The organism is Agromyces sp. NPDC052230 (genome assembly GCF_040679595.1).
In the GTDB taxonomy this organism is placed as follows: domain Bacteria; phylum Actinomycetota; class Actinomycetes; order Actinomycetales; family Microbacteriaceae; genus Agromyces.
On sequence record NZ_JBFAVC010000004.1, the window covers coordinates 324,901 to 345,788 of the forward strand.

Annotated in this window: 18 protein-coding genes; 11 read left to right on the plus strand and 7 right to left on the minus strand. The window is 71.5% G+C overall.

Annotated elements, in window-relative coordinates; translation table 11 throughout:
• Window positions 1–5 precede the first annotated feature (5 nt).
• Entirely contained in the window at window positions 6–1,001 is a 996-nt protein-coding gene (locus AB0K73_RS11490) for a stage II sporulation protein M (protein WP_360512438.1), read from the plus strand.
• Window positions 1,002–1,242: 241 nt separating this feature from the next.
• Here the strand turns inward: AB0K73_RS11490 and AB0K73_RS11495 are convergent, their stop codons facing one another.
• Genes AB0K73_RS11495 through AB0K73_RS11515 form a run of 5 tightly spaced genes read right to left on the minus strand, consistent with a single transcriptional unit; the run spans window position 1,243 to window position 6,751 of the window.
• Window positions 1,243–2,580, minus strand: coding sequence for a DUF58 domain-containing protein (locus tag AB0K73_RS11495; RefSeq protein WP_360512436.1), 1,338 nt, complete (start codon window positions 2,578–2,580; stop codon window positions 1,243–1,245).
• Window position 2,581: 1 nt separating this feature from the next.
• Window positions 2,582–3,556, minus strand: coding sequence for an AAA family ATPase (locus tag AB0K73_RS11500; protein WP_360512434.1), 975 nt, complete (start codon window positions 3,554–3,556; stop codon window positions 2,582–2,584).
• Entirely contained in the window at window positions 3,553–4,824 is a 1,272-nt protein-coding gene (locus AB0K73_RS11505) for a DUF4350 domain-containing protein (RefSeq protein WP_360512432.1), read from the minus strand. The genes AB0K73_RS11500 and AB0K73_RS11505 overlap by 4 nt, the downstream gene beginning before the upstream one ends.
• On the minus strand, window positions 4,821–5,519 hold the full coding sequence (locus AB0K73_RS11510) for a DUF4129 domain-containing protein (RefSeq protein WP_360512430.1): 699 nt from the start codon (window positions 5,517–5,519) through the stop codon (window positions 4,821–4,823). The genes AB0K73_RS11505 and AB0K73_RS11510 overlap by 4 nt, the downstream gene beginning before the upstream one ends.
• Entirely contained in the window at window positions 5,510–6,751 is a 1,242-nt protein-coding gene (locus AB0K73_RS11515) for a hypothetical protein (RefSeq protein WP_360512428.1), read from the minus strand. Before AB0K73_RS11515 ends, AB0K73_RS11510 begins: the two co-directional genes overlap by 10 nt.
• Before the next feature lie 179 nt (window positions 6,752–6,930).
• On the opposite strand from AB0K73_RS11515, the gene mtrA reads away from it, so the two are divergent.
• The 6 genes from mtrA (at window position 6,931) to secA (ending at window position 15,609) form a co-directional block, all read left to right on the plus strand.
• Complete coding sequence (gene mtrA / locus AB0K73_RS11520) at window positions 6,931–7,611, plus strand: MtrAB system response regulator MtrA (RefSeq protein ID WP_360512426.1); 681 nt, start codon at window positions 6,931–6,933, stop codon at window positions 7,609–7,611.
• Between the two features lie 8 nt (window positions 7,612–7,619).
• Window positions 7,620–9,320 carry an MtrAB system histidine kinase MtrB gene (mtrB, locus tag AB0K73_RS11525; RefSeq protein ID WP_360512424.1) on the plus strand — a complete coding sequence of 567 codons (1,701 nt, stop codon included), beginning with the start codon at window positions 7,620–7,622 and terminating at the stop codon, window positions 9,318–9,320.
• A complete protein-coding gene (locus AB0K73_RS11530; protein WP_360512422.1) occupies window positions 9,313–10,986 on the plus strand; it encodes a GerMN domain-containing protein in 1,674 nt (557 codons plus the stop codon). The genes mtrB and AB0K73_RS11530 overlap by 8 nt, the downstream gene beginning before the upstream one ends.
• Window positions 10,987–11,081: 95 nt before the next feature.
• Complete coding sequence (locus AB0K73_RS11535; RefSeq protein WP_360512420.1) at window positions 11,082–11,789, plus strand: phosphoribosyltransferase family protein; 708 nt, start codon at window positions 11,082–11,084, stop codon at window positions 11,787–11,789.
• Between the two features lie 91 nt (window positions 11,790–11,880).
• Entirely contained in the window at window positions 11,881–12,585 is a 705-nt protein-coding gene (gene raiA / locus AB0K73_RS11540; protein WP_360512418.1) for a ribosome-associated translation inhibitor RaiA, read from the plus strand.
• 219 nt (window positions 12,586–12,804) lie between these two features.
• Complete coding sequence (gene secA, locus AB0K73_RS11545; protein ID WP_360512416.1) at window positions 12,805–15,609, plus strand: preprotein translocase subunit SecA; 2,805 nt, start codon at window positions 12,805–12,807, stop codon at window positions 15,607–15,609.
• 90 nt (window positions 15,610–15,699) lie between these two features.
• On the opposite strand, the gene AB0K73_RS11550 is transcribed toward secA, so the two are convergent.
• The gene (locus AB0K73_RS11550; RefSeq protein WP_360512414.1) at window positions 15,700–16,146 is read right to left on the minus strand and encodes an Rv3235 family protein; all 447 of its coding nucleotides are present in this window, start codon (window positions 16,144–16,146) and stop codon (window positions 15,700–15,702) included.
• A gap of 178 nt (window positions 16,147–16,324) precedes the next feature.
• On the opposite strand from AB0K73_RS11550, the gene AB0K73_RS11555 reads away from it, so the two are divergent.
• Window positions 16,325–16,924 (plus strand): hypothetical protein, encoded by a 600-nt coding sequence (locus AB0K73_RS11555; protein WP_360512412.1) that lies wholly within the window; start codon window positions 16,325–16,327, stop codon window positions 16,922–16,924.
• A gap of 58 nt (window positions 16,925–16,982) precedes the next feature.
• Here AB0K73_RS11555 and AB0K73_RS11560 read toward each other — a convergent pair whose 3' ends face one another.
• The gene (locus AB0K73_RS11560; protein ID WP_360512410.1) at window positions 16,983–17,276 is read right to left on the minus strand and encodes a helix-turn-helix domain-containing protein; all 294 of its coding nucleotides are present in this window, start codon (window positions 17,274–17,276) and stop codon (window positions 16,983–16,985) included.
• Window positions 17,277–17,396: 120 nt separating this feature from the next.
• Here AB0K73_RS11560 and AB0K73_RS11565 point away from each other — a divergent pair, with 120 nt between their 5' ends.
• The 3 genes from AB0K73_RS11565 to AB0K73_RS11575 all read left to right on the plus strand — a co-directional run bounded on the left by AB0K73_RS11565 (window position 17,397) and on the right by AB0K73_RS11575 (window position 20,863).
• On the plus strand, window positions 17,397–18,026 hold the full coding sequence (locus AB0K73_RS11565) for an SAF domain-containing protein (RefSeq protein WP_360512408.1): 630 nt from the start codon (window positions 17,397–17,399) through the stop codon (window positions 18,024–18,026).
• Window positions 18,026–19,285, plus strand: a complete 1,260-nt coding sequence (locus tag AB0K73_RS11570; RefSeq protein ID WP_360512406.1) for a P-loop NTPase — start codon at window positions 18,026–18,028, stop codon at window positions 19,283–19,285. Before AB0K73_RS11565 ends, AB0K73_RS11570 begins: the two co-directional genes overlap by 1 nt.
• Before the next feature lie 78 nt (window positions 19,286–19,363).
• Complete coding sequence (locus AB0K73_RS11575; RefSeq protein ID WP_360512404.1) at window positions 19,364–20,863, plus strand: histidine kinase N-terminal domain-containing protein; 1,500 nt, start codon at window positions 19,364–19,366, stop codon at window positions 20,861–20,863.
• Window positions 20,864–20,888: the final 25 nt, after the last annotated feature.

Genomic DNA, 20,888 nt, shown 5'->3' on the forward strand with positions numbered 1-20,888 from the left:
AGCAGATGGACCTCGACGCGCTCGCCACCGCCCGCCACGACGACTGGGAGCGACTCGACGTGCTCGCGCGCTCGAGAGGCCTCGACGGCCCAGGGGCCGATGAGCTCATCGAGCGGTATCAGGGCGCGGCATCCGACCTCTCGCTCGTGCAGACGACGGCCGGCTCGACCGCGCTCGGCGATCGCCTGTCGATCTCGCTCGCGCGCGCCCGACTGCGGTTCACCGGGGCGCCCGAGAACCCGCTCCGGCAGTTCACGAGGTTCGTGATCGTGAGTCTCCCCGCCGCTCTCTACCGACTGCGCTGGCTCACCCTCGCCGTCGCTGTGGCGACCGTCGCGGTGGCCGCACTCTACGCCTGGTGGATCGGCGGAGACCCGCGTGTGCTCGCGACCCTCGGCAGCGAGCGCGAACTGCGGCAGCTCGCGGAGGAGGGCTTCGTGGCCTACTACTCCGAGAACCCCGCCGCGTCGTTCGCCGGCGCCGTGTGGACGAACAACGCCTGGATCGCGGCGCAGTGCGTCGCGTTCGGCATCACGGGCGTGTGGGTGCCGTACGTGGTGCTGCAGAACGCGCAGAACCTCGGGATGACCGCGGCGGTCATGTTCGCCTTCGACGAGGCCGACACCTTCTTCCTCTACATCGCGCCGCACGGCCTCCTCGAACTCACGTGCGTGTTCGTGGCCGCCGCCGCAGGCCTCCGCATCTTCTGGGCGTGGGTCGCACCCGGCCCGCGCTCCCGCGGGCTCGCGCTCGCCGAGGACGCCCGTTCGCTCTTCTCGGTCGCGATCGGCCTGATCTTCTTCCTCTTCGTCTCCGGGCTCATCGAGGGCTTCGTCACCCCGGCGCCGTGGCCGTGGCCCGTGAAGATCGGGATCGGCGCGCTCGCGCTCGGCGGATTCCTCGCCTACATGCTCGTGCTCGGCGGCCGGGCGGCACGTGCCGGCGAGACGGGCGACCTCGTCGAATTCGACGCCGGCGCGACGCGCATCGCCGCCGGCTGACCAGAGCGACCGGATGCCGCGGCGCTGGGGTGCCCACGGCGCCTTGCGGCATCCGTTCGGCGCGCCCGCGGCATCCGCTCGGCGCGCCCGCGGCATCCGTTTGCAGGAGAGCGGCGGATTCGCAGGAGCGTGAGTGATCGAACGTCCGACAGATCGTTCGATCTCCTGTGAAGGTGGACCGGGTACGGGGCCGGGCCGGAGCGCGGTCGGCGCTGGGCCCTGGACGCAGCTGGTCCGCGCCTCAGAGCCGGCCGGTTGCCTTGAGCTCGAGGTAGCGATCAGCGAGGGCAGGGGGCAATTCCTGCGGCGCCGCCGACACCGTCATCGCACCGAGTCGGCGGATGGCCGCGCCGACGCGTTCCGCGTCGAGGAGCGCTCGCTCCGCGGCGGCCGCGCGGTAGGCGTCGTCGAGCGACCCGCGATCCCGCGCGGCGGCGACGAGCGCCGGGTCGGCGACCGAGGCCACGATCACGGTGTGCCGCGCGGTGAGCTGCGGCAGCACCGAGAGCAGGCCGCGGGCGCTGCCCGGCGAGTCGGCCGCCGTCAGCAGCACGACGAGCGCGTGCCGACTCGTGACACGGCGCACCTGGCCGGGCACGGCGGTCCAGTCGGCTTCAATGAGCTCGGCCTCGACGTCGGCCATCGTGTCGACCATGCGGGCGAGCAGCTCGGCGCCGCTCGCGCCGTGCACCCGGCCGCGCAGGCGTCGGTCCCACGCGAGGAAGTCGACGCGATCGCCCGCATGTGAAGCGAGCGCCGCGAGCAGGAGCGCCGCCTCCCACGCCGTGTCGAGGCGCGGCTCGTCGGCGATGCGCGCGGCGGCGGTGCGCGACGTGTCGGCGACGATCACGATGCGCCGGTCGCGTTCAGGACGCCAGGTGCGCACCATGAGCTTCATGCTGCCGGGCACCTCGGGGTCGGCATGCCGCGCCGTCGCCCGCCAGTCGATCGAGCGCACGTCGTCGCCCCGCACGTACTCGCGGATCGAGTCGAATTCGGTGCCCTGCCCGCGGATGAGGAGCGGCGTGCGCCCGTCGATCTCGCGGAGCCTGGTCAGCCGCGAGGGCAGGTGCGCACGCGAGTGGAAGGGCGGCAGCACGCGCAGCCGTCCGGGCGCCGCGAGGGTCGCCTGGCGCGCCCAGAGCCCGAGCGGCCCGGCCGAGCGGATCGTCACCTGTTCGGTTCGGCGGTCGCCGCGTCGCCATGGCGCGAGCTGCAGGGTCATCCGTCGTCGCTCGCCGGACGGGATGCGGAGCGACGTGCGGTTGGGGCCGGCCACCCCCGCCGACGGCTCCCAGCCGTCGCGGACGACGGCGCGCAGCATCCGCCCGCCGAGGTTCTGCACCGCGAGCTCGGCGGTGACCGTCTCGCCGAGCCGCACGCGGTCGGGCAGCTCGCGGGTCAGCGCCACACGGCGCGGCGACGCCGCCATCGAGAGGTCGAGCGCGCCCGCGCCGACGGCGAGCACCAGCCAGCCCACGAGGGCGAGCCACGCGGCATCCGCGCCCGAGAGTCCCGCGGCGACGACGGGGACGACGCCGAGCGCGACCAGGAGCACGAACCGACCGGTGACCGCCATGTCAGAGGGGGACCTGCACCTGCTGGACGATCGAGCGCAGCACGGCGTCGACGGCGACGCCCTCGAGTTCGGCCTCGGGCCGCAGCTGCACGCGGTGCCGCCACACGGGCAGCAGCATCGCCTGCACGTGGTCGGGCGTGAGCGAGTCGTAGCCCGTGAGCCACGCCCACGCCTTCGCCGCCGCGAGCAGTGCCGTGGTCGCGCGCGGGCTCACGCCGAGCCGCATCGAGGGGCTGCGACGCGTCGCCCGGGCGAGGTCGACGACGTAGGCCAGCACGTCGTCGGAGACACGAACGGATGCCGCGGCCGCGCGTGCGGCGGCGAGCTCCTCGGCCCCGAGCACGGGCGTGACCCCAGCGGCCGCGAGGTCGTGCGGATCGAAGCCGTCGGCGTGACGGCGCAGCAGGTCGATCTCGGCGTCGCGCTCGGGCACCTCGAGCACGAGCTTCATGAGGAACCGGTCGAGCTGCGCCTCGGGGAGCGCGTAGGTGCCCTCGTACTCGATGGGGTTCTGCGTGGCGGCGACCATGAACGGGTCGGGCAGCGGCCGCGTCACGCCGTCGGCCGAGACCTGCCGCTCCTCCATCGCCTCGAGCAGGGCCGACTGCGTCTTCGGCGGCGTGCGGTTGATCTCGTCGGCGAGCAGGATGTTCGTGAACACCGGCCCTTCGCGGAAGGCGAATTCGCCGCTGCGCGGGTCGTACGCGAGGGACCCCGTGACGTCGCCCGGCATGAGGTCGGGCGTGAATTGCAGCCGCCGGGTGTCGAGGCGCAGGGTGCGGCTGAGGGTGCGCACGAGCAGGGTCTTCGCGACGCCCGGCACGCCCTCCAGCAGCACGTGACCGCGCGTGAGGAGGGCGATGATGAGGCCGGTCACCGCGCCGTCCTGGCCGACGACGGCCTTGCCCACCTCGGTGCGCACGCGGTTCAGCGCGGCACGCAGGTCGTCGTCGGTCCTCGGCATGGTGTCGGTCATGGTCGCCTTCCTGGGTGGCGGGTGGGATCGTCGGGGTCGGGGCGGATCGAGCGGCGCACATTCTGCTCGAGGCGGTCGAGCTCCACGGCGAGATCGACGAACTCGCGATCGTGGGCGGCATCGCCGGCGACGAGCAGGTGGGCGACGGATGCCGCGTCGCGCCCCGTCGCCGTCGCCACCGCCTCGACGACCGCGCTGGCATGGGCCGGCCTCGGGAGCCGGAGCAGCGCCGCGAGTCGCTCGACGGCGCCGATGCGGAGCTGGTCGAGCGCATGGGTGCGGGCTCCACTGCGGGCGTACAGTCGCGCCCGGCCCTCGCTCGTCTCACCGGCGGGCACCTGCACCGGGAGCCGTTCGACGACGAGCGGACCGAACCGGCGTCCTCGCCACACGCCCGCGACGATCGCCACCACGATGGCGAGCACCATGACGGGGCTGACCCAACCGGGGGTGAGCTCGGCGATCGTGGGAGCGGCCGCCTCGTCGGCGTCGGCGGGAGAGGGCAGGTACCAGACGAGTTCGTCGGATGTCCCGAGCAGGCCGAGGGCGAGGGCGGCGTTGCCCTCCTCGTCGATGCGCTCGTTCGTGAAGACCGTGGTCGCGGCGACGAGGACGAGCTCGCCGCCGGCCGCTCCCGGCCCGGATGTCACGGCGAAGCCGAGCTCGCCGTCGGCGAAGCAGCCGGTCCATCCGTCGGCGAACGCCGCATCGTCGATCGTGAGCAGGCGCTGCCCGTCGGAGAGGGTGTCGGCGCGCTCGGCTGCCGGCAGGTCGCACGCGACGTCGTCGAGCGGGCCCCGGGCGGCGCCCGCGAGCCGCACGCCCGGGGCGAGACGTTCGAGCGCCGAGAAGCCCGGTTCGGCGACGACCAGCCGGTCGGCCGCCGCCGCGAGGTCGTCGAGTCGGTCGCCGAGCAGTCCGAGTTCGTCGTACAGGAACACGGTGGCGCCACCGCCGGCGGCGTCGATCGCCTCGGCGGAGGTCGCGGCTTCGGTCACCGTCACGCCCTGGGCGCGGAGCACCTCGACGAGCGCCTTCGACCCGACCGGGGCGGGGTTCTCGGCGCCGAGGGCGGGGCCGGGTGCCCGGATGCCGCCCTGCACGATGAGCAGCACGATGGCGCCGAGCACGAGCACGGCGGCCATGACGAGCCACGCCCGCCGCCGCCGCAGGTGAGCGCGCAGGGTGGGGGTGATGGCCGTGGCGGCCGACGGCGAAGAGCTCGGCGAGGGGGCCTGGGGCGCGGCGGCCGGTAACGTGACGGTCATCGTCGCGGCTCCGCGGCGGTGAGGTCGCCGGCTGTGCCGGCGGCGGCCGTGGCGTCGGGATCGGAGCCGGCCGGAGCCGTGTCGGAGAGGGTGCGCTCGAGCGAGGTCAGCGCCTCGTAGCGCTCCGGGGATCGGGCCCGCCCGAGGTACCGCACGGCGTCGAAGTCGGCGGCGGCGTCGCGAAGCGCGGGATCGTGATCGGGGAATCGTTCGGTCGCGGCATCCGCGACACCCCGCGCCGTGGTGCCGGGATGCACCCGGATGAGGTCCCGCTCGACGAGCCCGCGGGCGAGTGCGCGGAACCGCTCCTCGATGGCGAGCGGCCAGTCACCCGCGGCCGCTGCCGCGGCGGCGGCTCGGCGAAGCGTCGCGAGATCGCGTCGGTCGGCGTCGTCGAAGAGCGGTGCCGCGGGCGCGCGCCGCCGACGCAGGCGGGGGAGGCCGAAGACGAGCAGCCCGATCACCACGAGGACGGCGACGGCGACGATCGCGAGCAGGGCGAGCAGCGGCCCCGGGAGGCCGGTCGCGCCCTCGAACAGGCTCGCGATCCAGTCGCGGATGGCCTGCATCGCGAGGTCGAACGCGGTCGGCTGGGCACTCTGGTACTCGGGCTTCGAGAGCTCGTCCTGCAGCCACCGCCGCGCCTCGGGCGCATCGGGATCCACCGGGACGTCGCCGTGCGGGATCACGACCACGTGGCGGGGCGCTCGCTTCCCGGCGTCGGCGTGGCGGCGGAGGGCGCACCGTCGGCGGGCGGCGTATACGGGTCGCCGACGGGCAGGCCGGCCCCGCGCGCTTCGACGTGCCGCTCGAGCTCGAGGTCGAGCCCCTCCTTGCGCATGCGGAGGTCGATGTAGATGACGGCGATGAGCGCCGCCTGCACGACCGCAGTGATGGAACCGATGAGGAGCGAGAGGATGAGCGTCACCACGGTGGTGATGATGGTGATCGTGATCGCGGCACCCGTGCCCGTGGGGTCGACGATGACGGCGAGCAGCGTGCCGACGAGCGACACGGGCTGCACGACGACGTTCGCGGCCACGTTGAGGATGACCGCGACGAGGATGAGCGTGCCGAACGTGCGCCAGTAGAACCCGTCGGTGAGCCGCCACGAGCGAGCCATGGCCGCCCGGATGCCGGCGTGCTCGAGCACGATCACGCTCGGGACGAGCGCGAGTTTCACACCCAGCCAGGCGCCGAGCACCAGCAGCCCGACCCCGAGCAGGATGGCGACGCCGATGCCCACCGCGAGCCCGACCGGCGAGATCGATCCGGCGAGGAGCACGATCAGGAAGATGATCACGAGGGCGACGAGGAGCGCCGCGGCGACGAGCAGGGTCCATCCGATGAGCGGCCAGATTCGCTTCGCCGCTCGACGCCAGAGGGCGGCGAATCCGAGCCGGTCGCCCAGCGTGCCGGTCGCCACCTCGATGACCATGACGCCCTGCAGGAACGCGCTCGCGACGATCGAGATCGCGATCGGCACGAGCATGAGCAGGAGGAGACCGCCGATCGTGCCCGACAGGATGGCGTCGGCGTCGGCCTCTGCGGCGCTCTCGAGTCGGCTGAAGGTCACCACGAGGAACGGCACGAAGACCGCCGCGGTCGCCACGACCGAGACGAGCTGCACCACGAGTCCGCTGCCGAACGTCGGGGCGGGATTGCGCCGCAGGGTGCGGAACGGCGCCCAGAGGAGCGTCCCGAACCCGAGCGGTCGGAGGGGGAGCAGTCCGGGCTTCGGCGGGGGAGTCCAGGCACCTGGCACGGCCGGTACGGGGGAAGGCGGCGGTGGAGCCGAGCCGTCAGTGAACGGTGGCGGCGGCGGGCCGTACGCACCCGAGTTTGCGGCCCCGCCCGGTGCGGGCGCAGCATCCGGTCGCGGCACCTGCGGTGTTCCACCGGGCGCCTGCCACTCGTGATCGGACACCGTGCTGTGCTCCTTCGTGCGGGGTCTCCCCATGCTTTCACATTCGGTTCGCGCCCGCTGGACCCGTCCCCACCGCGTCGGAGAGCGCTTCCACGCCTCCACCGCCCTCCCGGCATGACCGACTACGCTTGGCATACTGATTTCGGCCGCGCGCCCGCGGCGTCGACAGGAATGAACGGATGACTCCACGCGTACTCGTCGTCGACGACGACACGGCCCTCGCCGAGATGATCGGCATCGTGCTGCGCACCGAGGGCTTCGATCCGACGTTCTGCACCGACGGCACGAGCGCGCTCGCCGCATTCCGCGACACGCGGCCCGACCTCGTGCTGCTCGACCTCATGCTCCCCGGCATGGACGGAATCGAGATCTGCGGGCGCATCCGCGCGGAGTCCGGCACCCCGATCATCATGCTCACCGCGAAGAACGACACCGCCGACGTCGTGAAGGGCCTCGAGTCGGGCGCCGACGACTACATGGTGAAGCCGTTCAACCCGAAGGAGCTCGTCGCGCGCATCCGCACCCGACTGCGGCCGGCGCCCGACCCCGTCGTCGAGACCCTCGCGATCGGCGACCTCACCATCGACGCCGCCGGCCATGAGGTTCGCCGCGGCGACGAGCGCATCAACCTCACGCCCCTCGAATTCGACCTGCTGCTCACCCTCGCGTCGAAGCCGCAGCAGGTGTTCACGCGAGAGATGCTGCTCGAGCAGGTGTGGGGCTACCACTACAAGGCCGACACCCGGCTCGTGAACGTGCACGTGCAGCGGCTCCGCGCGAAGGTCGAGTACGACCCCGACAATCCGCGCATCGTGATGACCGTGCGCGGCGTCGGCTACCGGGCCGGCGCGACGACGTAGGCCAGCGGATGTCTCAGGCCGCCGACGCCCCCTCTCCCTTCGCCGGCTCGTGGCGTGAGCTCCCGCGTCGTCTCGCGACGCTCTGGCGCCGGTCGCTGCAGTTCCGCACGGTCATCATCACCCTGGGACTGTCGGGGCTCGCCATTCTGCTGATCGGTCTCTACATCTCGTTGAGCATCGCGTCGAACCTCTTCCAGGACCAGCGCGAGCGCGTGCTGGAGGCCTCGAACAACGCCACGGCCGCCGCGCAGGGCCTCGTCGAGTCCTCCGACGCGTCCGATCCCGGTTCGCTGCAGCTGCTCATGAACTCGGTGATCGGCACCATCTCGAGCGTCTCGGGGAGCACCGACTTCGCGATCTTCCGCCACCCGGATGCCCCAGCCAACCCCAATGCACCACCCGGCCGGCGGAGCCCCAGCCTGAGCGGGGCCATCATCACCGACGACCTGCGCGACCAGGTGCAGGGCGACCCCGACGGGCAGTACTGGCAGTCGGTCGCCCTGCCCGACCCCGACGACGACACCGTGCCCGGCATCATCGTCGGCAGCACGCTCGACGTGCCGGCCGCGGGCCGCTACGAGCTCTACATCGGCTACGACCTCACCGAGGCCGAGCAGACGCTCTCGTTCATGCAACTCACGGGCATCGTGGGCGCGGCCGCGCTCCTCGCCCTGCTCAGCGCCATCACGCTCATCGTCGTGCGCTGGGTGATCGAGCCGATCCGCACCACCGCGGCCACGAGTCGTCGGCTGGCCGCCGGGGATCTCGGGGTGCGCATGCCCGTGCGCGGCGAGGACGAGCTCGCGACGCTCGCGGCGTCGTTCAACGGCATGGCCGACAGCCTGCAGGCGCGCATCCGCGAACTGGCCGAGCTCTCGGTCGTGCAGCAGCGCTTCGTGTCCGACGTCTCGCACGAGCTCCGCACCCCCCTCACGACCATCCGGCTCGCGGGCGACGTGCTCTACGGGCAGCGGGAGGACTTCCCGCCGCCGACCTCGCGCACCGTGGAGTTGCTGCACACGCAGACGGATCGGTTCGAGCGGCTGCTCGGCGACCTCCTCGAGATCAGCCGCTACGACGCAGGCTCGGTCACCCTCGCGACCGAGCCCACCAACCTCGTGCACCTCGCGGGCGACGCCATCGAATCGATGTACGAGCTCGCGCGCGACCGGGGGAGCGAGCTCCGGCTGGTCGCCCCGGGCGGTCACCTCGAGGCGGAGGTCGACCCGCGCCGCATCCGGCGGGTCGTGCGCAACCTGTTGGGCAACGCCATCGAGCACGGCGAGGGTCGCCCGATCGTGGTGTCCGTCGACAGCAACGAGTCGGCGATCGCGCTCTCGGTGCGCGACTACGGGATGGGGATGACCGAGGAGGATGCGGCCCGGGTGTTCGACCGGTTCTGGCGCGCCGATCCGAGCCGGACCCGCACGATCGGCGGCACCGGACTCGGCCTCGCGATCTCGCTCGAGGACGCCGTCGCGCATGGCGGCACGCTCGACGTCTGGTCGCGGCCCGGTGAGGGCACCGTGTTCCGGCTGACGCTTCCGAGGTCGGCGGATGTCGCGACGCTCGTCTCGCCCCTCCCGCTCGAGCCCGAGGACGCCGGCGCCGAGGGGCCGCCGCCCACGGAGTCGATGGGCTCCGTCGAGCCCGAGACGGTCGTCGAGATCGACCACGAGACCGACTCCGAGGGGGTGCGCGATGCGTAGGCGCGTGGTGGCGGCATCCGTGGCGCTCGTGTGCGTCGTGCTCACCGGGTGCGCGTCCATTCCCGACTCGGGCGGGGTGCAACGGGGCGAGCCGGCGCCCGCCGACCCGGTCGACCTCGACATCCTCGTGCAGGGCCCGGCGGACGGTGCCACGCAGGCGGACATCCTCGACGGCTTCATCGCCGCGGCGCAGAGCCCGCGCGGGAGGTACGAGGTGGCGCGCGAGTATCTCACTCCCGAATTCGCCGACGAGTGGGAGGCCGATGCGGCGGCGACCATCGACGTGCTCGGCGAGCGGGACGTCGAGACGGTCGACGAGACGATGCTCCGCCTCGAAGTGACGCCGGCCGCATCCCTCGGCAGCAACGGGCAGTACGAGGAGCCCGAATCGCGCACGCCGATCTCGCTCGAGTACCGATTCGAGCAGGTCGACGGCGAGTGGCGCATCTCGGCCGCGCCACCCGGCATCGTCATCGACGAGGTGAGCTTCACCGGCGTGTTCCGCTCGTACACCCTGTACTTCTTCGACCCGAGTTACCGCTACCTGGTACCCGACGTGCGATGGTTCGCCGGACGCGAGTCGGCACAGACGAGCGTGGTGCAGTCGCTCATCGCCGGTCCGGCGGAGTGGCTCGCGCCGGGCGTCGTGTCGGCGTTCCCCGAGGGGGTGCAGCTCACCCCGGCGGCCGTGACGGTCGCAGGCGACACGGCGAGCGTCTCGCTCGCGGGGGCGGGGCTCGGCGACCTGCGAACCGCGCAGCGGATCCAGGCACAGCTCGACGAGAGCCTCGTCGGCGTGCGCACCATCGAGCAGGTCGACCTGGCACTGAACGGCGCCGACGCCGACGCTCCCGACCTCACCGACCCGCGGCCCGAGTCGAACCCCCGAGTCGACCCCCGCACCGTCGTGTTCGACGGTGAGACGTTCGGCCACCTCGCGACCTCCGGCGAGGGCATCGAGCCCGTTCCCGGGCTCAGCGAACAGGTCGCGGCGCTGGCGCCGAGCGGTGCGGCCCTCGGCCCCGCCGGGGAGTCGGCGGCCATCCGAACGTCCAACGGCGTGTCGCTCCTGCGTGTCGACGAGGACCCGGTCGTGCTCGATCCGCGAGCGAACCCCGTGACACCGGCGATCGACGGCGAGGGAATCGTCTGGTCGGTTCCGGCCGACGCGCCCGACCAGCTCGCGTGGTACGCCCCCGATGGAGCCTCCGCGCAGGTCGACGCACCGTGGACCGGCACGGCCATCGCGGCGATCGAGGTGTCGCGCGACTCCACCCGCATCCTCGCCCTGCTCGCCGATGGCCTGCGCACGAACTTCGTCGCGGCGTCGATCCAACGCGATGCCGACGGGAAGCCCATCGGTCTGAGCCCCGTCACGCTGCGCCTCGACGACCTCGATGGCACTCCGCTCGACGTCGCCTGGCTCGACGCGAGCACCGTCGCGTCGCTCACCCGACTCGCCGACGGCACGACGCGGATCGTCACGCAGGAGCTCGGCGGCTTCGCGCGCCGGTTCGACGGACCCGCGGGAGCCGTGGCGATCGACGGCGGGAACAACGACCTGCGGGCGCTCACCGCCAACGGCGAGCTCGTCGTGCGCAGCGGCGTCGGCTGGCAGGTGCGTGCGACCGGCATCCGCTTCATCGCGTCGCAGGAGTCCGACTGACCCGACCCGTCCTCATCGGCGGCCGGCGGTGTCACCGGCCCACGAACCGACGGAACCCCCCGCCTTCGTCGGGCGTGGTGCGCCACGCTGGCGGAATGACGAGGTCCGACACCCTCCGCGCCGGCGGCCGTGCCGTGCGGCGCGCCATCGCGGATGCACTCGGCGTGGTGCTGCCGGTGACCTGCGTCGGCTGCGGGACAGCCGACCGGTCGGTGTGCGACAGCTGCCGCCCGCGCCTCCTCGGCAGCCCGTACCTCGTCGATCGGCCTGGTCTCGGGGCGTGGGCGGCACTCCGGTACGGGGGTGAGGTCGCGGGCGCGATCGGCGCGTATAAGGACGGCGGGCGAACGGATGCCGCGCCGACGCTCGCTCGAGCCCTCCGTGCGGCCATTGCGGCGTCGCTCGGTGACCCCCTCCCGCCCGGCACGATCGAGGTCTGCACCGTGCCGTCCACGGCGGCCGCCATGCGTGCGCGCGGCTACGCTCCCGTCGAGCTGCTGCTCGCGCGCTGCGGCATCCGCTCGTCGAAGGTGCTGCAGTTCACACGGGCGCACGAGGACCAGGCCGAGCTCACGGCGGCCGCCCGCCGGGCGAACGTCGATGGTGCGCTCGAGGCGCGGCGGCCGCTCGTCGGACGGCGGTTCCTGCTCGTCGACGACGTGCTCACGACGGGCTCGACGCTCGCCGAGGCACGACGGGCCGTGACGGCGGCAGGCGGCTCCGTCGCCGCGATCGCCGTGCTTGCGGAGACCCCGTTGCGGGGCTCGACGCCGGACGTGAAGCTCACGGGAAACTCTCCGTGACATTGCCCGACCGGGGGGCTACGGTGGCAGGACAGGCGTGGTCGATCCACCCTTCCAGACCCGGGTGACACGCCGGTAGATGGAGGTCGTCATGGAATTGAACATCGTCGGACGCAACCTGGGGGTCACCGACCGATTCCGCGCCTACGCGGCCGAGAAGTCGGAGAAGATCGCCACGCTCGCCGAACGAGCCATCTCCCTCGACGTGAAAGTCACCCGTCACAATGAGAAGAACGGGAACAACAACGGCCTCGATCGCGTCGAGCTCACGCTCGTCGGAAAGGGCCCCGTGGTGCGGGCCGAGGCCGACGGAACCGACAAGTACGCCGCGTTCGACGTGGCCCTCGGGCGGATGCTCGAGCGCATCCGCCGTGCGAAGGATCGTCGCAAGGTCCACCGCGGCCAGCGCCGCCCCACCTCGCTGCGCGAGGCGACCGACCTCGGATTCAACGAGGTGGGGGTCCAGGCCGCAGCCCCCGAGGTGATCGAGCGGGTGCGCACCGGCAGCATCCCGGTCATCGAGGAGCAGCAGCCCGCGGCCGAGGAGGAGGATGACTACTGCCCCGTGGTCATCCGCCGCAAGGTGTTCGCCTCGAACCCGATGACCGTCGACGACGCGCTCTACTACATGGAGCTCGTCGGACATGACTTCTACCTCTTCGTGGATTCCGAGACCGGCCGGCCGAGCGTCGTGTACCGACGCAAGGGATGGGATTACGGCCTCATCGGCCTCGACGAGCAGACCGACGCGGAGTCCGGCCCCTCGGAGCCGCGACTCGAGCGCGTCACGGCCTGACGCCGCGGCATCCGCTCGGTTCACCGGTGGGCACGGACGTCGGTCCGTGCCCACCGGCATGCCGGTTCCACCCAGTCTTCTCGCCGCCCCTGCCCAGCCTGCTGGCCGCTAGCATGGCTATGATGACCGTCTGCACGGCGGTACCGGGTGTGCCCGGGCGTTCCACCGAGGACGTACCACCCAAGGGACGTGGCGCCCGACGACTACAGGAGAACATTCGTGGCTTCGATTCTGGAAAAGGTCCTCCGCGTCGGCGAGGGCCGAACCCTCAGGCGACTGGAGAACTACGCCGCGGCGGTGAACGCCCTCGAAGACGACTTCCACGCCCTCAGCGACGAGGAGCTGAAGCACGAGACCGTGGAGCTCCGCGAGCGCTACGGGAACGGTGAGTCGCTCGACGACCTGCTGCCCGAGGCATTCGCCGCGGTGCGCGAGGCGAGCCGTCGTACGCTTGGCCTCCGGCACTTCGACGTGCAGCTCATGGGTGGGGCCGCGCTCCATCTCGGCAACATCGCCGAGATGAAGACCGGCGAGGGCAAGACCCTCGTCGCGACGACGGCGGCCTACCTCAACGCCCTCACCAGCCGAGGCGTGCACATCGTCACGGTCAACGACTTCCTTGCCAGCTACCAGTCGGAGCTCATGGGTCGCGTCTTCCGTGCCCTCGGCATGACCACCGGATGCATCGTTGCCGGCCAGACCCCGGCCGTGCGCCGGGAGCAGTACGCCGCCGACATCACCTACGGCACGAACAACGAGTTCGGCTTCGACTACCTGCGCGACAACATGGCATGGCAGTCCTCCGACATGGTGCAGCGCGGACACAACTTCGCCATCGTCGACGAGGTCGACTCGATCCTCATCGACGAGGCTCGCACCCCGCTCATCATCTCGGGCCCGGCCTCGGGCGAGGCGAACCGCTGGTTCACCGAGTTCGCGGGCCTCGCCAAGCGGCTCGTGCCCGGCGAGGACTACGAGGTCGACGAGAAGAAGCGCACCGTCGGCGTGCTCGAACCCGGCATCGAGAAGGTCGAGGACTACCTCGGCATCGAGAACCTCTACGAGGCGGCGAACACCCCGCTCATCTCCTTCCTCAACAACTCGATCAAGGCGAAGGCCCTCTTCAAGCGCGACAAGGACTACGTCGTCATGAATGGCGAGGTGCTCATCGTCGACGAGCACACCGGCCGAATCCTCGTGGGCCGTCGCTACAACGAGGGCATCCACCAGGCCATCGAGGCGAAGGAGGGCGTGCAGGTCAAGGCCGAGAACCAGACCCTCGCGACCGTCACGCTGCAGAACTACTTCCGCCTCTACGACAAGCTCTCGGGCATGACGGGCACGGCGGAGACCGAGGCCGCCGAGTTCATGTCGACGTACAAGCTCGGCGTCGTCGCCATCCCGACGAACAAGCCGATGATCCGCATCGACCAGGCCGACCTCGTGTACAAGAACGAGGAGTCGAAGTTCGCCCAGGTCGTCGAGGACATCGTGGAGCGCCATCGCAAGGGCCAGCCCGTGCTCGTCGGCACGACGAGCGTCGAGAAGAGCGAGTACCTCTCACGTCTCCTCGCCAAGAAGGGCGTGCGGCACGAGGTGCTGAACGCCAAGAACCACGCCCGTGAGGCGGCGATCGTCGCGCAGGCCGGCCGTCATGGCGCGGTCACCGTCGCGACGAACATGGCCGGTCGAGGCACCGACATCATGCTGGGCGGCAATGCCGAGTTCATCGCGGTGCAGCGGATGCACGAGCGCGGCCTCAGCCCGGTCGACACGCCCGAGGAGTACGAAGCGGCGTGGGACGCGGTGTTCGAGCAGACCAAGGCCGAGACCGCCTCCGAGGCCGAGAAGGTCCTTTCCGCGGGCGGGCTGTACGTGCTCGGCACCGAACGGCATGAGTCCCGTCGGATCGACAACCAGCTGCGCGGTCGCTCCGGACGTCAGGGAGACCCGGGTGAGAGCCGGTTCTACCTGTCGCTCACCGACGACCTCATGCGCCTGTTCAATGCCGGCGCCGCCGAGAGCATCATGTCCCGCGGGGTTCCCGACGACGTGGCCATCGAGTCGAAGGTCGTCACTCGTGCCATCCGCTCGGCGCAGTCGCAGGTCGAGGCGCGCAACGCCGAGATCCGCAAGAACGTGCTGAAGTACGATGACGTCCTCAACCGTCAGCGCGAGGCGATCTACAGCGACCGCCGCCACATCCTCCAGGGCGACGACCTGCACGAGCGCACGCAGACGTTCCTCGAGAACGTCGTCGACGAGGTGCTCGACGCGCACACGGCTGAGGGCAGCCCCGACGAGTGGGACTTCGACGCCCTGTGGACCGAGCTGAAGACGCTCTACCCGATCGGCATCACGATCGACGAGGTGGTGGCCGAGGCCGGCGAGAAGGGTCGCGTGAACCGTGACTTCATCCGCCGCGAGATCCTCTCCGACGCGAGGCTCGCCTACCAGCGCCGCGAGCAGCAGCTCGGAAGCCCGGCGATGCGCGAACTCGAGCGCCGGGTGGTGCTCTCGGTCATCGACCGTCGCTGGCGCGACCACCTCTATGAGATGGACTACCTGAAGGACGGCATCGGCCTTCGCGCCATGGCCCAGCGCGACCCGCTGGTCGAGTACCAGCGCGAGGGCTACGCGATGTTCCAGCAGATGATGGGATCGATTCGCGAAGAGACCATCGGGTTCCTCTTCAACCTCGAGGTCGAGGTCGCTCCGCAAGCCGGAGCCGGGGCCACGATCGAGGCGAAGGGGCTCGGGCGTCAGGCTGCTCCCGACGATCGACTCAGCTACTCCGCGCCGAGTGATTCCGGCGGCGTCGAGGTGCGCAACCAGCGCGGCCAGGTGCAGCAGGCCGCAACCGAACGCGCACGACGCGCCGTCGCGCAGGCCCAGGCGCCGGCAGCGGCGCCCCAGGCCGAGCCGTCGCGCGGGGCCTTCGGACAGCGCACGGACGGCGGCGCGGTGCAACCGGCACCGCAGAACCGGGCGGAGCGCCGGGCACAGGAGCGCAAAGGCCGCTGACGACGCATTCGAGGAGCTCAGGCAGGGGCCACACGCCCGCTGAGCCCTCGAGTGCCGTCTCTGCGGCGTGGTCGGGGGCTTCGCCGCGGGTCAGAGCACGCTGATCGCGCTCGCGCGCCAGCGCTGGTCGAACCCCTCGAGGCGGATCGCGACGGCTCGAGACCTCGGCCGCTGGTGGACCATGACGACCGCCTCGAGGATGCCGTCGGCCGGCTCGCAGGTCAGGACGTGGCCGATCGTGAACGCAGGCCGACGCGGCGCCTGCCCCTTCACCCGTCGTGCCCGGGCCGCGAGCACGACGCGCTTCGACAGGTTGCGGTAGACGTCGTCGGTCACCCAGCGCGCCAGCTGGTCGAGATCGCGGGCCCCTGCGAGGACTTCGATGACGCAATGCGTGAGGTTGCGCAGCAGCGGCTCGGGGTCGGGCAGCTCGCTGCGGCGTGCAGGCTGTCGGCCGAAGTAGTCGTCTTCGTCGTCGAGGTACTGCAGGCTGGAACCTCGCGCGATCGGGCGTGCAAGAGCAGGGCGTGCGGTCATCTGTGCTCCATGAGGGGTGAGCGACGGCTGTTCGGCCGACGACGGGATCACCCCCGATCGGGGGACGTTCGGGCGATCCCTGAGTGAACGGTATTCAGGGGGCCGGAACGGTGTCAAGGAAATTCGTCACCTGTGGACAACGAACTCCCGGTGTGGAGACCCGGGGTAACGTGCCCGCATGCGCTGGGATCTGCTGTTCGACGACCTCGAATCGCAGCTGGACCAGGAGCAGCGCGACGAGGAGCGCGCGCTGGCGCTCGAGGAGGAACGGCTTCGGCTGGGTCGGCTCGTGCTGCGCGATCGTCTCGCAGCCATGGCCGCCGCGGCAGGGGAGGACCCCACCGACATCGTCCGCGTGGAGCTCCGTGGCGGTCGCATGCTCGAGCTCAGGCCGCTCTCCTTCGGGCGCGACTGGATGAGCGCTACGGTCCACGGGGCGGGGAGAGGTCGAGGTCAGTGCATCGTGCCGCTCGCCGCGATCGCCGCGCTCCTCCCCACGCCCGCGCAGCTCGAGACGAGCCTCCTGCCGGCGGTCGAGCCCTCCACCCGCCTCGCCGAGCGCATCGGGCTCACCTTCGTGCTGCGCGACCTGTGCCGACGCCGGATGCCGGTGCATGTCACCACGGAAGACGGCCGTCTGCATGGAACGCTCGATCGCGTGGCCCGCGACCATGTCGACCTCGCGCTCCACGAACCCGGCGTGCCTCGCCGCGACCGAGAGGTGCGTGGCTACCGGATCATCCCACTCGAACGAGTGCTCGTGGTCGACTTCGGGTGAGGCGTGCCGTCGACTTCGGGTGAGGCGTGCCCTCGACTTCGGGTGAGACGTGCCCGGCTCAGTCGACCGGGCGGAGCCGGCCCGACCTGGCGCCCGACAGCTCGAGGATGCTCGCGAACTCGCCCTGGTGCCAGAGGGCCTGCCGGCGGGTCTGCTCGTACTGCTCCTCGATCCAGACCTCGAGCTGGGTGCGCTCGACCCGCCAGGGGCCGGTGCTGCCCACGCGGATGGCCGGGAGCTCGCCCGACCGGATGAGGTCGTCCACGGTCTGGACATCGACGGCGAGCAACTCCGCCGCGTCGGCGACGGTGAGGAACCGGCCGATCTCGTCGCCAGGGCCGTGTGGGGTCATGTGTCGATTATCGACCCGGGATGGAAAGGCGATCACGGGTGTGGATAACTTCGAGGCATCCTTTCGGTTTCGCGTCACGATTGAGCCCGGCGCGACCCGGCGCCGTCTGGAGGGAGCAGGATGGCGCGTCGACCCGAGCGAACCGACCGCGGCGCCATTCGGCTCGACCCGAGGTTGCTCATCGGCATCGTCCTCATCGCGGCATCCACGACCGGCGTCTGGGCACTGGTCGACGGTCTCGACGATTCGGCAGCGACGTATGCAACGCGAGACACGTTGACGCCCGGCACGCGCATCGATGCCGACGATCTCGAGGTCGCATCGGTGCGGCTCGGCGCGCACGCCGGCGAATACCTGACGCCCGATGACCTACCCGACGGCGGCCTCGTGGTCGTGCGCACGATCGAGGCCGGTGAGCTCATCCCCGAGTCCGCGGTCGACACGGTCGACCGAGCCGGACTCGCGACCGTCGTGGTGTCGAGCCGGGCCGCCCTGCCGGGCAGCCTGGGACCGGGCGCGACGGTGGACGTGTGGGCGGCGCATCGTGCCGACCGCGACACGTACGAACCGCCCACCGTCCTCGTCGCCGACGCCGAGATCGCGGCTGTGCAGGAGCCCGAGGGCATGGTGGACGCCGGCGGCCCGTCGGTCGAGCTCCTCGTCCCTCGCGAGAAGGTGGCGGCGCTGCTCGAGGCCCTTGCGGCGGGAGACGTGATCGACCTCGTCCCGGCTCGCGTGGGCGCCGACTGATGGCGCGCCTCGCCATCGCACTCGACCCGGCCACCGAGGACCGACTGCTCGCCGACGTCATCGAGCATGGGCATGCCATCGTCGCCCGGTTGATCGGGTGGCGCGACGTCCTCGGGAGCCTCGACGTGCTCGCACCCGAGGTGGTGCTCGTGGGCGCCGGCCGCGACACCCTGAGCGCGGAACTCCTCGCCGGATGCGATGAGCGCGGCATCCGCCTCGTCGCCCTTGCTGCCGGAGACGCCGAACGCGCGCACGCGGCACAGCTCGGCCTGCACGAGGTGCTCGACCGCTCCGCCGGCTGGACCGAGATCGAGCCGTTGGTGAGCGGCGGAGTGGCCGTGCCCTCGCGGGTCGGTGACAGCTCGCCGCGAGCTCCGCGCGCGGCATCCGTCATCGCCGTCTGGGGACCGGCCGGAGCACCCGGCCGCACGACGGTCGCGGTGAACCTGGCGGCCGAGATCGCGGCAGCCGGCCACTCCGTCGCACTCGTCGACGCCGACCCATACGGCGGCACGATCGCACCCCTGCTTGGCCTCCTCGACGAAGCACCCGGATTCGCCTCCGCGTGCCGACTCGCCGGCGGTGGTGCGCTGGATCGCGCCGAACTCGAGCGCATCGCCCAGCGCTATTCAGCGCCGCGCGCCTCGTTCGACGTGTTCACGGGGCTCGTCGGCCCGAGCCGCTGGCCCGAGCTCTCGACGGAGCGGGTGAGCGCGACGCTCGAGGTGATCCGCGGCTGGGCGGAGTACGTCGTGATCGACACGGGCTTCAGCCTCGAGCGCGACGAGGAACTGACGAGCGACCAGTTCGCTCCGCGCCGGAACGCGGCGACGTTCTCGGCGCTCGCCTCGGCCGATCGGGTGGTGGCCGTTGGCCTCGCCGACCCGGTCGGTCTTCCCCGGCTCCTCCGAGGACACGGCGAGCTCGTCGACCTCGTCGAGCCCGAGCGCATCGACGTCATGGCGAACCGGGTGCGCACCAGCGTGCTCGGCATCGATACCCACGCGCAGGTGCGCCAGACGCTCCGCCGCTTCGCCGGCATCATCGACGTCACGCTGCTCCCGCACGACGGCCGAGCGGCCGACGCCGCCATCCTCACGGCTCGCACGCTCCGCGATGCCGCGCCGCGAAGCCCGCTTCGTGCGGCGCTTCGCGAGTATGCGCTCGACCGCGTGCTGCCGTTGCCGGAGCCCGCACGGCGGCGTGCCTTCCGCTTCGCACCCGCGCGGCGAGCGGAGCCGAGTCGAGCCGCCGGGTGAACGCAGCGGCATCCGCTCCGCCCTCCCGCGCGATGAACGGCCGACCGAGGCATCGGGGCCGCGCACTACGCTGGACCTGTGTCGACCCTCAGTGATCTCGTCCTCGCCCAGGGCCGCAGCAGTCAGGCCGACGTCGACTGGCTGCACATGCTCGTCGGCGACCTGCAATTGCTCGCCGACCTCGCTTTCGCCGACATCGTGCTCTGGGTTCCCTCGGGGAACGACGACTTCGTCGCGGTCGCCCATGCCCGCCCCTCGAGCGCAGCGACCCTGTTCTACCGGGATTTCGTGGGCCAGGCGATCAAGCCGCAATGGCACGAGCTCGTCACGCGCGCCTTCGAGACGAGTGCGATCGCCGACTCCTCCGCGCCCGACTGGTACGAGGAGATGCCCACCCGGGTCCGCGCCGTGCCCGTCATGCGCCGGTTGTCGGCGACCGGCACCGCGCTCGCGCCCGAGCCCGTCGCCGTGATCACGCGCCACACGAACCTCGGCGCCACCCGCACGCCGAGCCGGCAGGAGCTCACGTTCAACGAGTGCGCCGAGGAGCTCTTCCAGATGATCGCGTCGGGGGACTTTCCCGACCTCGGCGCCCCGAGCGGACCGCGACGCGGTGCACCCCGAGCCTCCGACGGCCTCATCCGCCTCGATGTCGACGGCTTGACGACCTTCGCCAGCCCGAACGCCCTCTCCGCCTTCAACCGCATGGGCTTCGATGACGAGCTCGAGGGGGAGTCCCTCGCCGAGGTCAGCACGAGGCTCCTGAGCGGCAAGCTCGTCGTCGACGAGACCCTGCCACTCGTGGTCACCGGACGCGCACCATGGCGCACCGACGTCGAGTCGCGCGGGGTGACCGTGTCGCTCCGCGCCATCCCGATCCGCCACCGCGGCGAGCGGATCGGCGCCATCGTGCTGAGCCGCGACGTGACCGAGCTGCGGCACCAGGAGCAGGAGCTCATCACCAAGGACGCGACGATCCGCGAGATCCACCACCGCGTGAAGAACAACCTGCAAACGGTCGCGTCGCTGCTGCGCATCCAGGCCCGGCGCACCCACTCCGACGAAGCCCGTGAGGCACTCACCCAGGCCATGCGCCGTGTCGGCGCCATCGCGGTGGTGCACGACACGCTCTCGGAGGGACTCACGCAGAACGTCGACTTCGACGAGGTCTTCGACCGGGCGCTGCTGCTCGTGGCCGAGGTCGCGTCGGCCCACAACACCACGGCGCATCCCACCCGATCGGGCTCGTTCGGCGTCCTGCCGAGCGCGTATGCGACGCCGCTCGCGCTCGCGCTCACCGAACTCGTGACGAACGCCGTCGAGCACGGGCTCGCTGGTCAGGAGGGTGACGTGGAGATCATCGCGGACCGTTCGCAGACGGCACTCACGGTGCAGGTGCGCGACAGCGGGTCGGGTCTGCCCGAGGGCAAGGTCGGCGAGGGACTCGGCACTCAGATCGTGCGCACCCTCATCCAGGGCGAGCTCGGTGGCACGATCGACTGGCACACCATCGTCGGTCGCGGCACCGAGGTGACGATCGACGTGCCGTTGCGCTGGATCACGCCCGCTGAGCGATGAGCGGATGCCGCGAGCCGGGGTCGTG

Excerpts from the sequence above, each read along its gene's own strand:
- AB0K73_RS11570 (WP_360512406.1), top strand. The coding sequence starts at position 18,026 with ATGGCGCGCCTCGCCATCGCACTCGACCCGGCCACCGAGGACCGACTG.
- AB0K73_RS11495 (WP_360512436.1), bottom strand. The coding sequence starts at position 2,580 with ATGGCGGTCACCGGTCGGTTCGTGCTCCTGGTCGCGCTCGGCGTCGTC.
- AB0K73_RS11530 (WP_360512422.1), top strand. The coding sequence starts at position 9,313 with ATGCGTAGGCGCGTGGTGGCGGCATCCGTGGCGCTCGTGTGCGTCGTG.
- AB0K73_RS11565 (WP_360512408.1), top strand. The coding sequence starts at position 17,397 with ATGGCGCGTCGACCCGAGCGAACCGACCGCGGCGCCATTCGGCTCGAC.
- AB0K73_RS11555 (WP_360512412.1), top strand. The coding sequence starts at position 16,325 with ATGCGCTGGGATCTGCTGTTCGACGACCTCGAATCGCAGCTGGACCAG.
- AB0K73_RS11560 (WP_360512410.1), bottom strand. The coding sequence starts at position 17,276 with ATGACCCCACACGGCCCTGGCGACGAGATCGGCCGGTTCCTCACCGTC.
- mtrB (WP_360512424.1), top strand. The coding sequence starts at position 7,620 with ATGTCTCAGGCCGCCGACGCCCCCTCTCCCTTCGCCGGCTCGTGGCGT.
- AB0K73_RS11550 (WP_360512414.1), bottom strand. The coding sequence starts at position 16,146 with ATGACCGCACGCCCTGCTCTTGCACGCCCGATCGCGCGAGGTTCCAGC.
- AB0K73_RS11500 (WP_360512434.1), bottom strand. The coding sequence starts at position 3,556 with ATGACCGACACCATGCCGAGGACCGACGACGACCTGCGTGCCGCGCTG.
- AB0K73_RS11505 (WP_360512432.1), bottom strand. The coding sequence starts at position 4,824 with ATGACCGTCACGTTACCGGCCGCCGCGCCCCAGGCCCCCTCGCCGAGC.
- raiA (WP_360512418.1), top strand. The coding sequence starts at position 11,881 with ATGGAATTGAACATCGTCGGACGCAACCTGGGGGTCACCGACCGATTC.
- AB0K73_RS11490 (WP_360512438.1), top strand. The coding sequence starts at position 6 with ATGGACCTCGACGCGCTCGCCACCGCCCGCCACGACGACTGGGAGCGA.
- mtrA (WP_360512426.1), top strand. The coding sequence starts at position 6,931 with ATGACTCCACGCGTACTCGTCGTCGACGACGACACGGCCCTCGCCGAG.
- AB0K73_RS11535 (WP_360512420.1), top strand. The coding sequence starts at position 11,082 with ATGACGAGGTCCGACACCCTCCGCGCCGGCGGCCGTGCCGTGCGGCGC.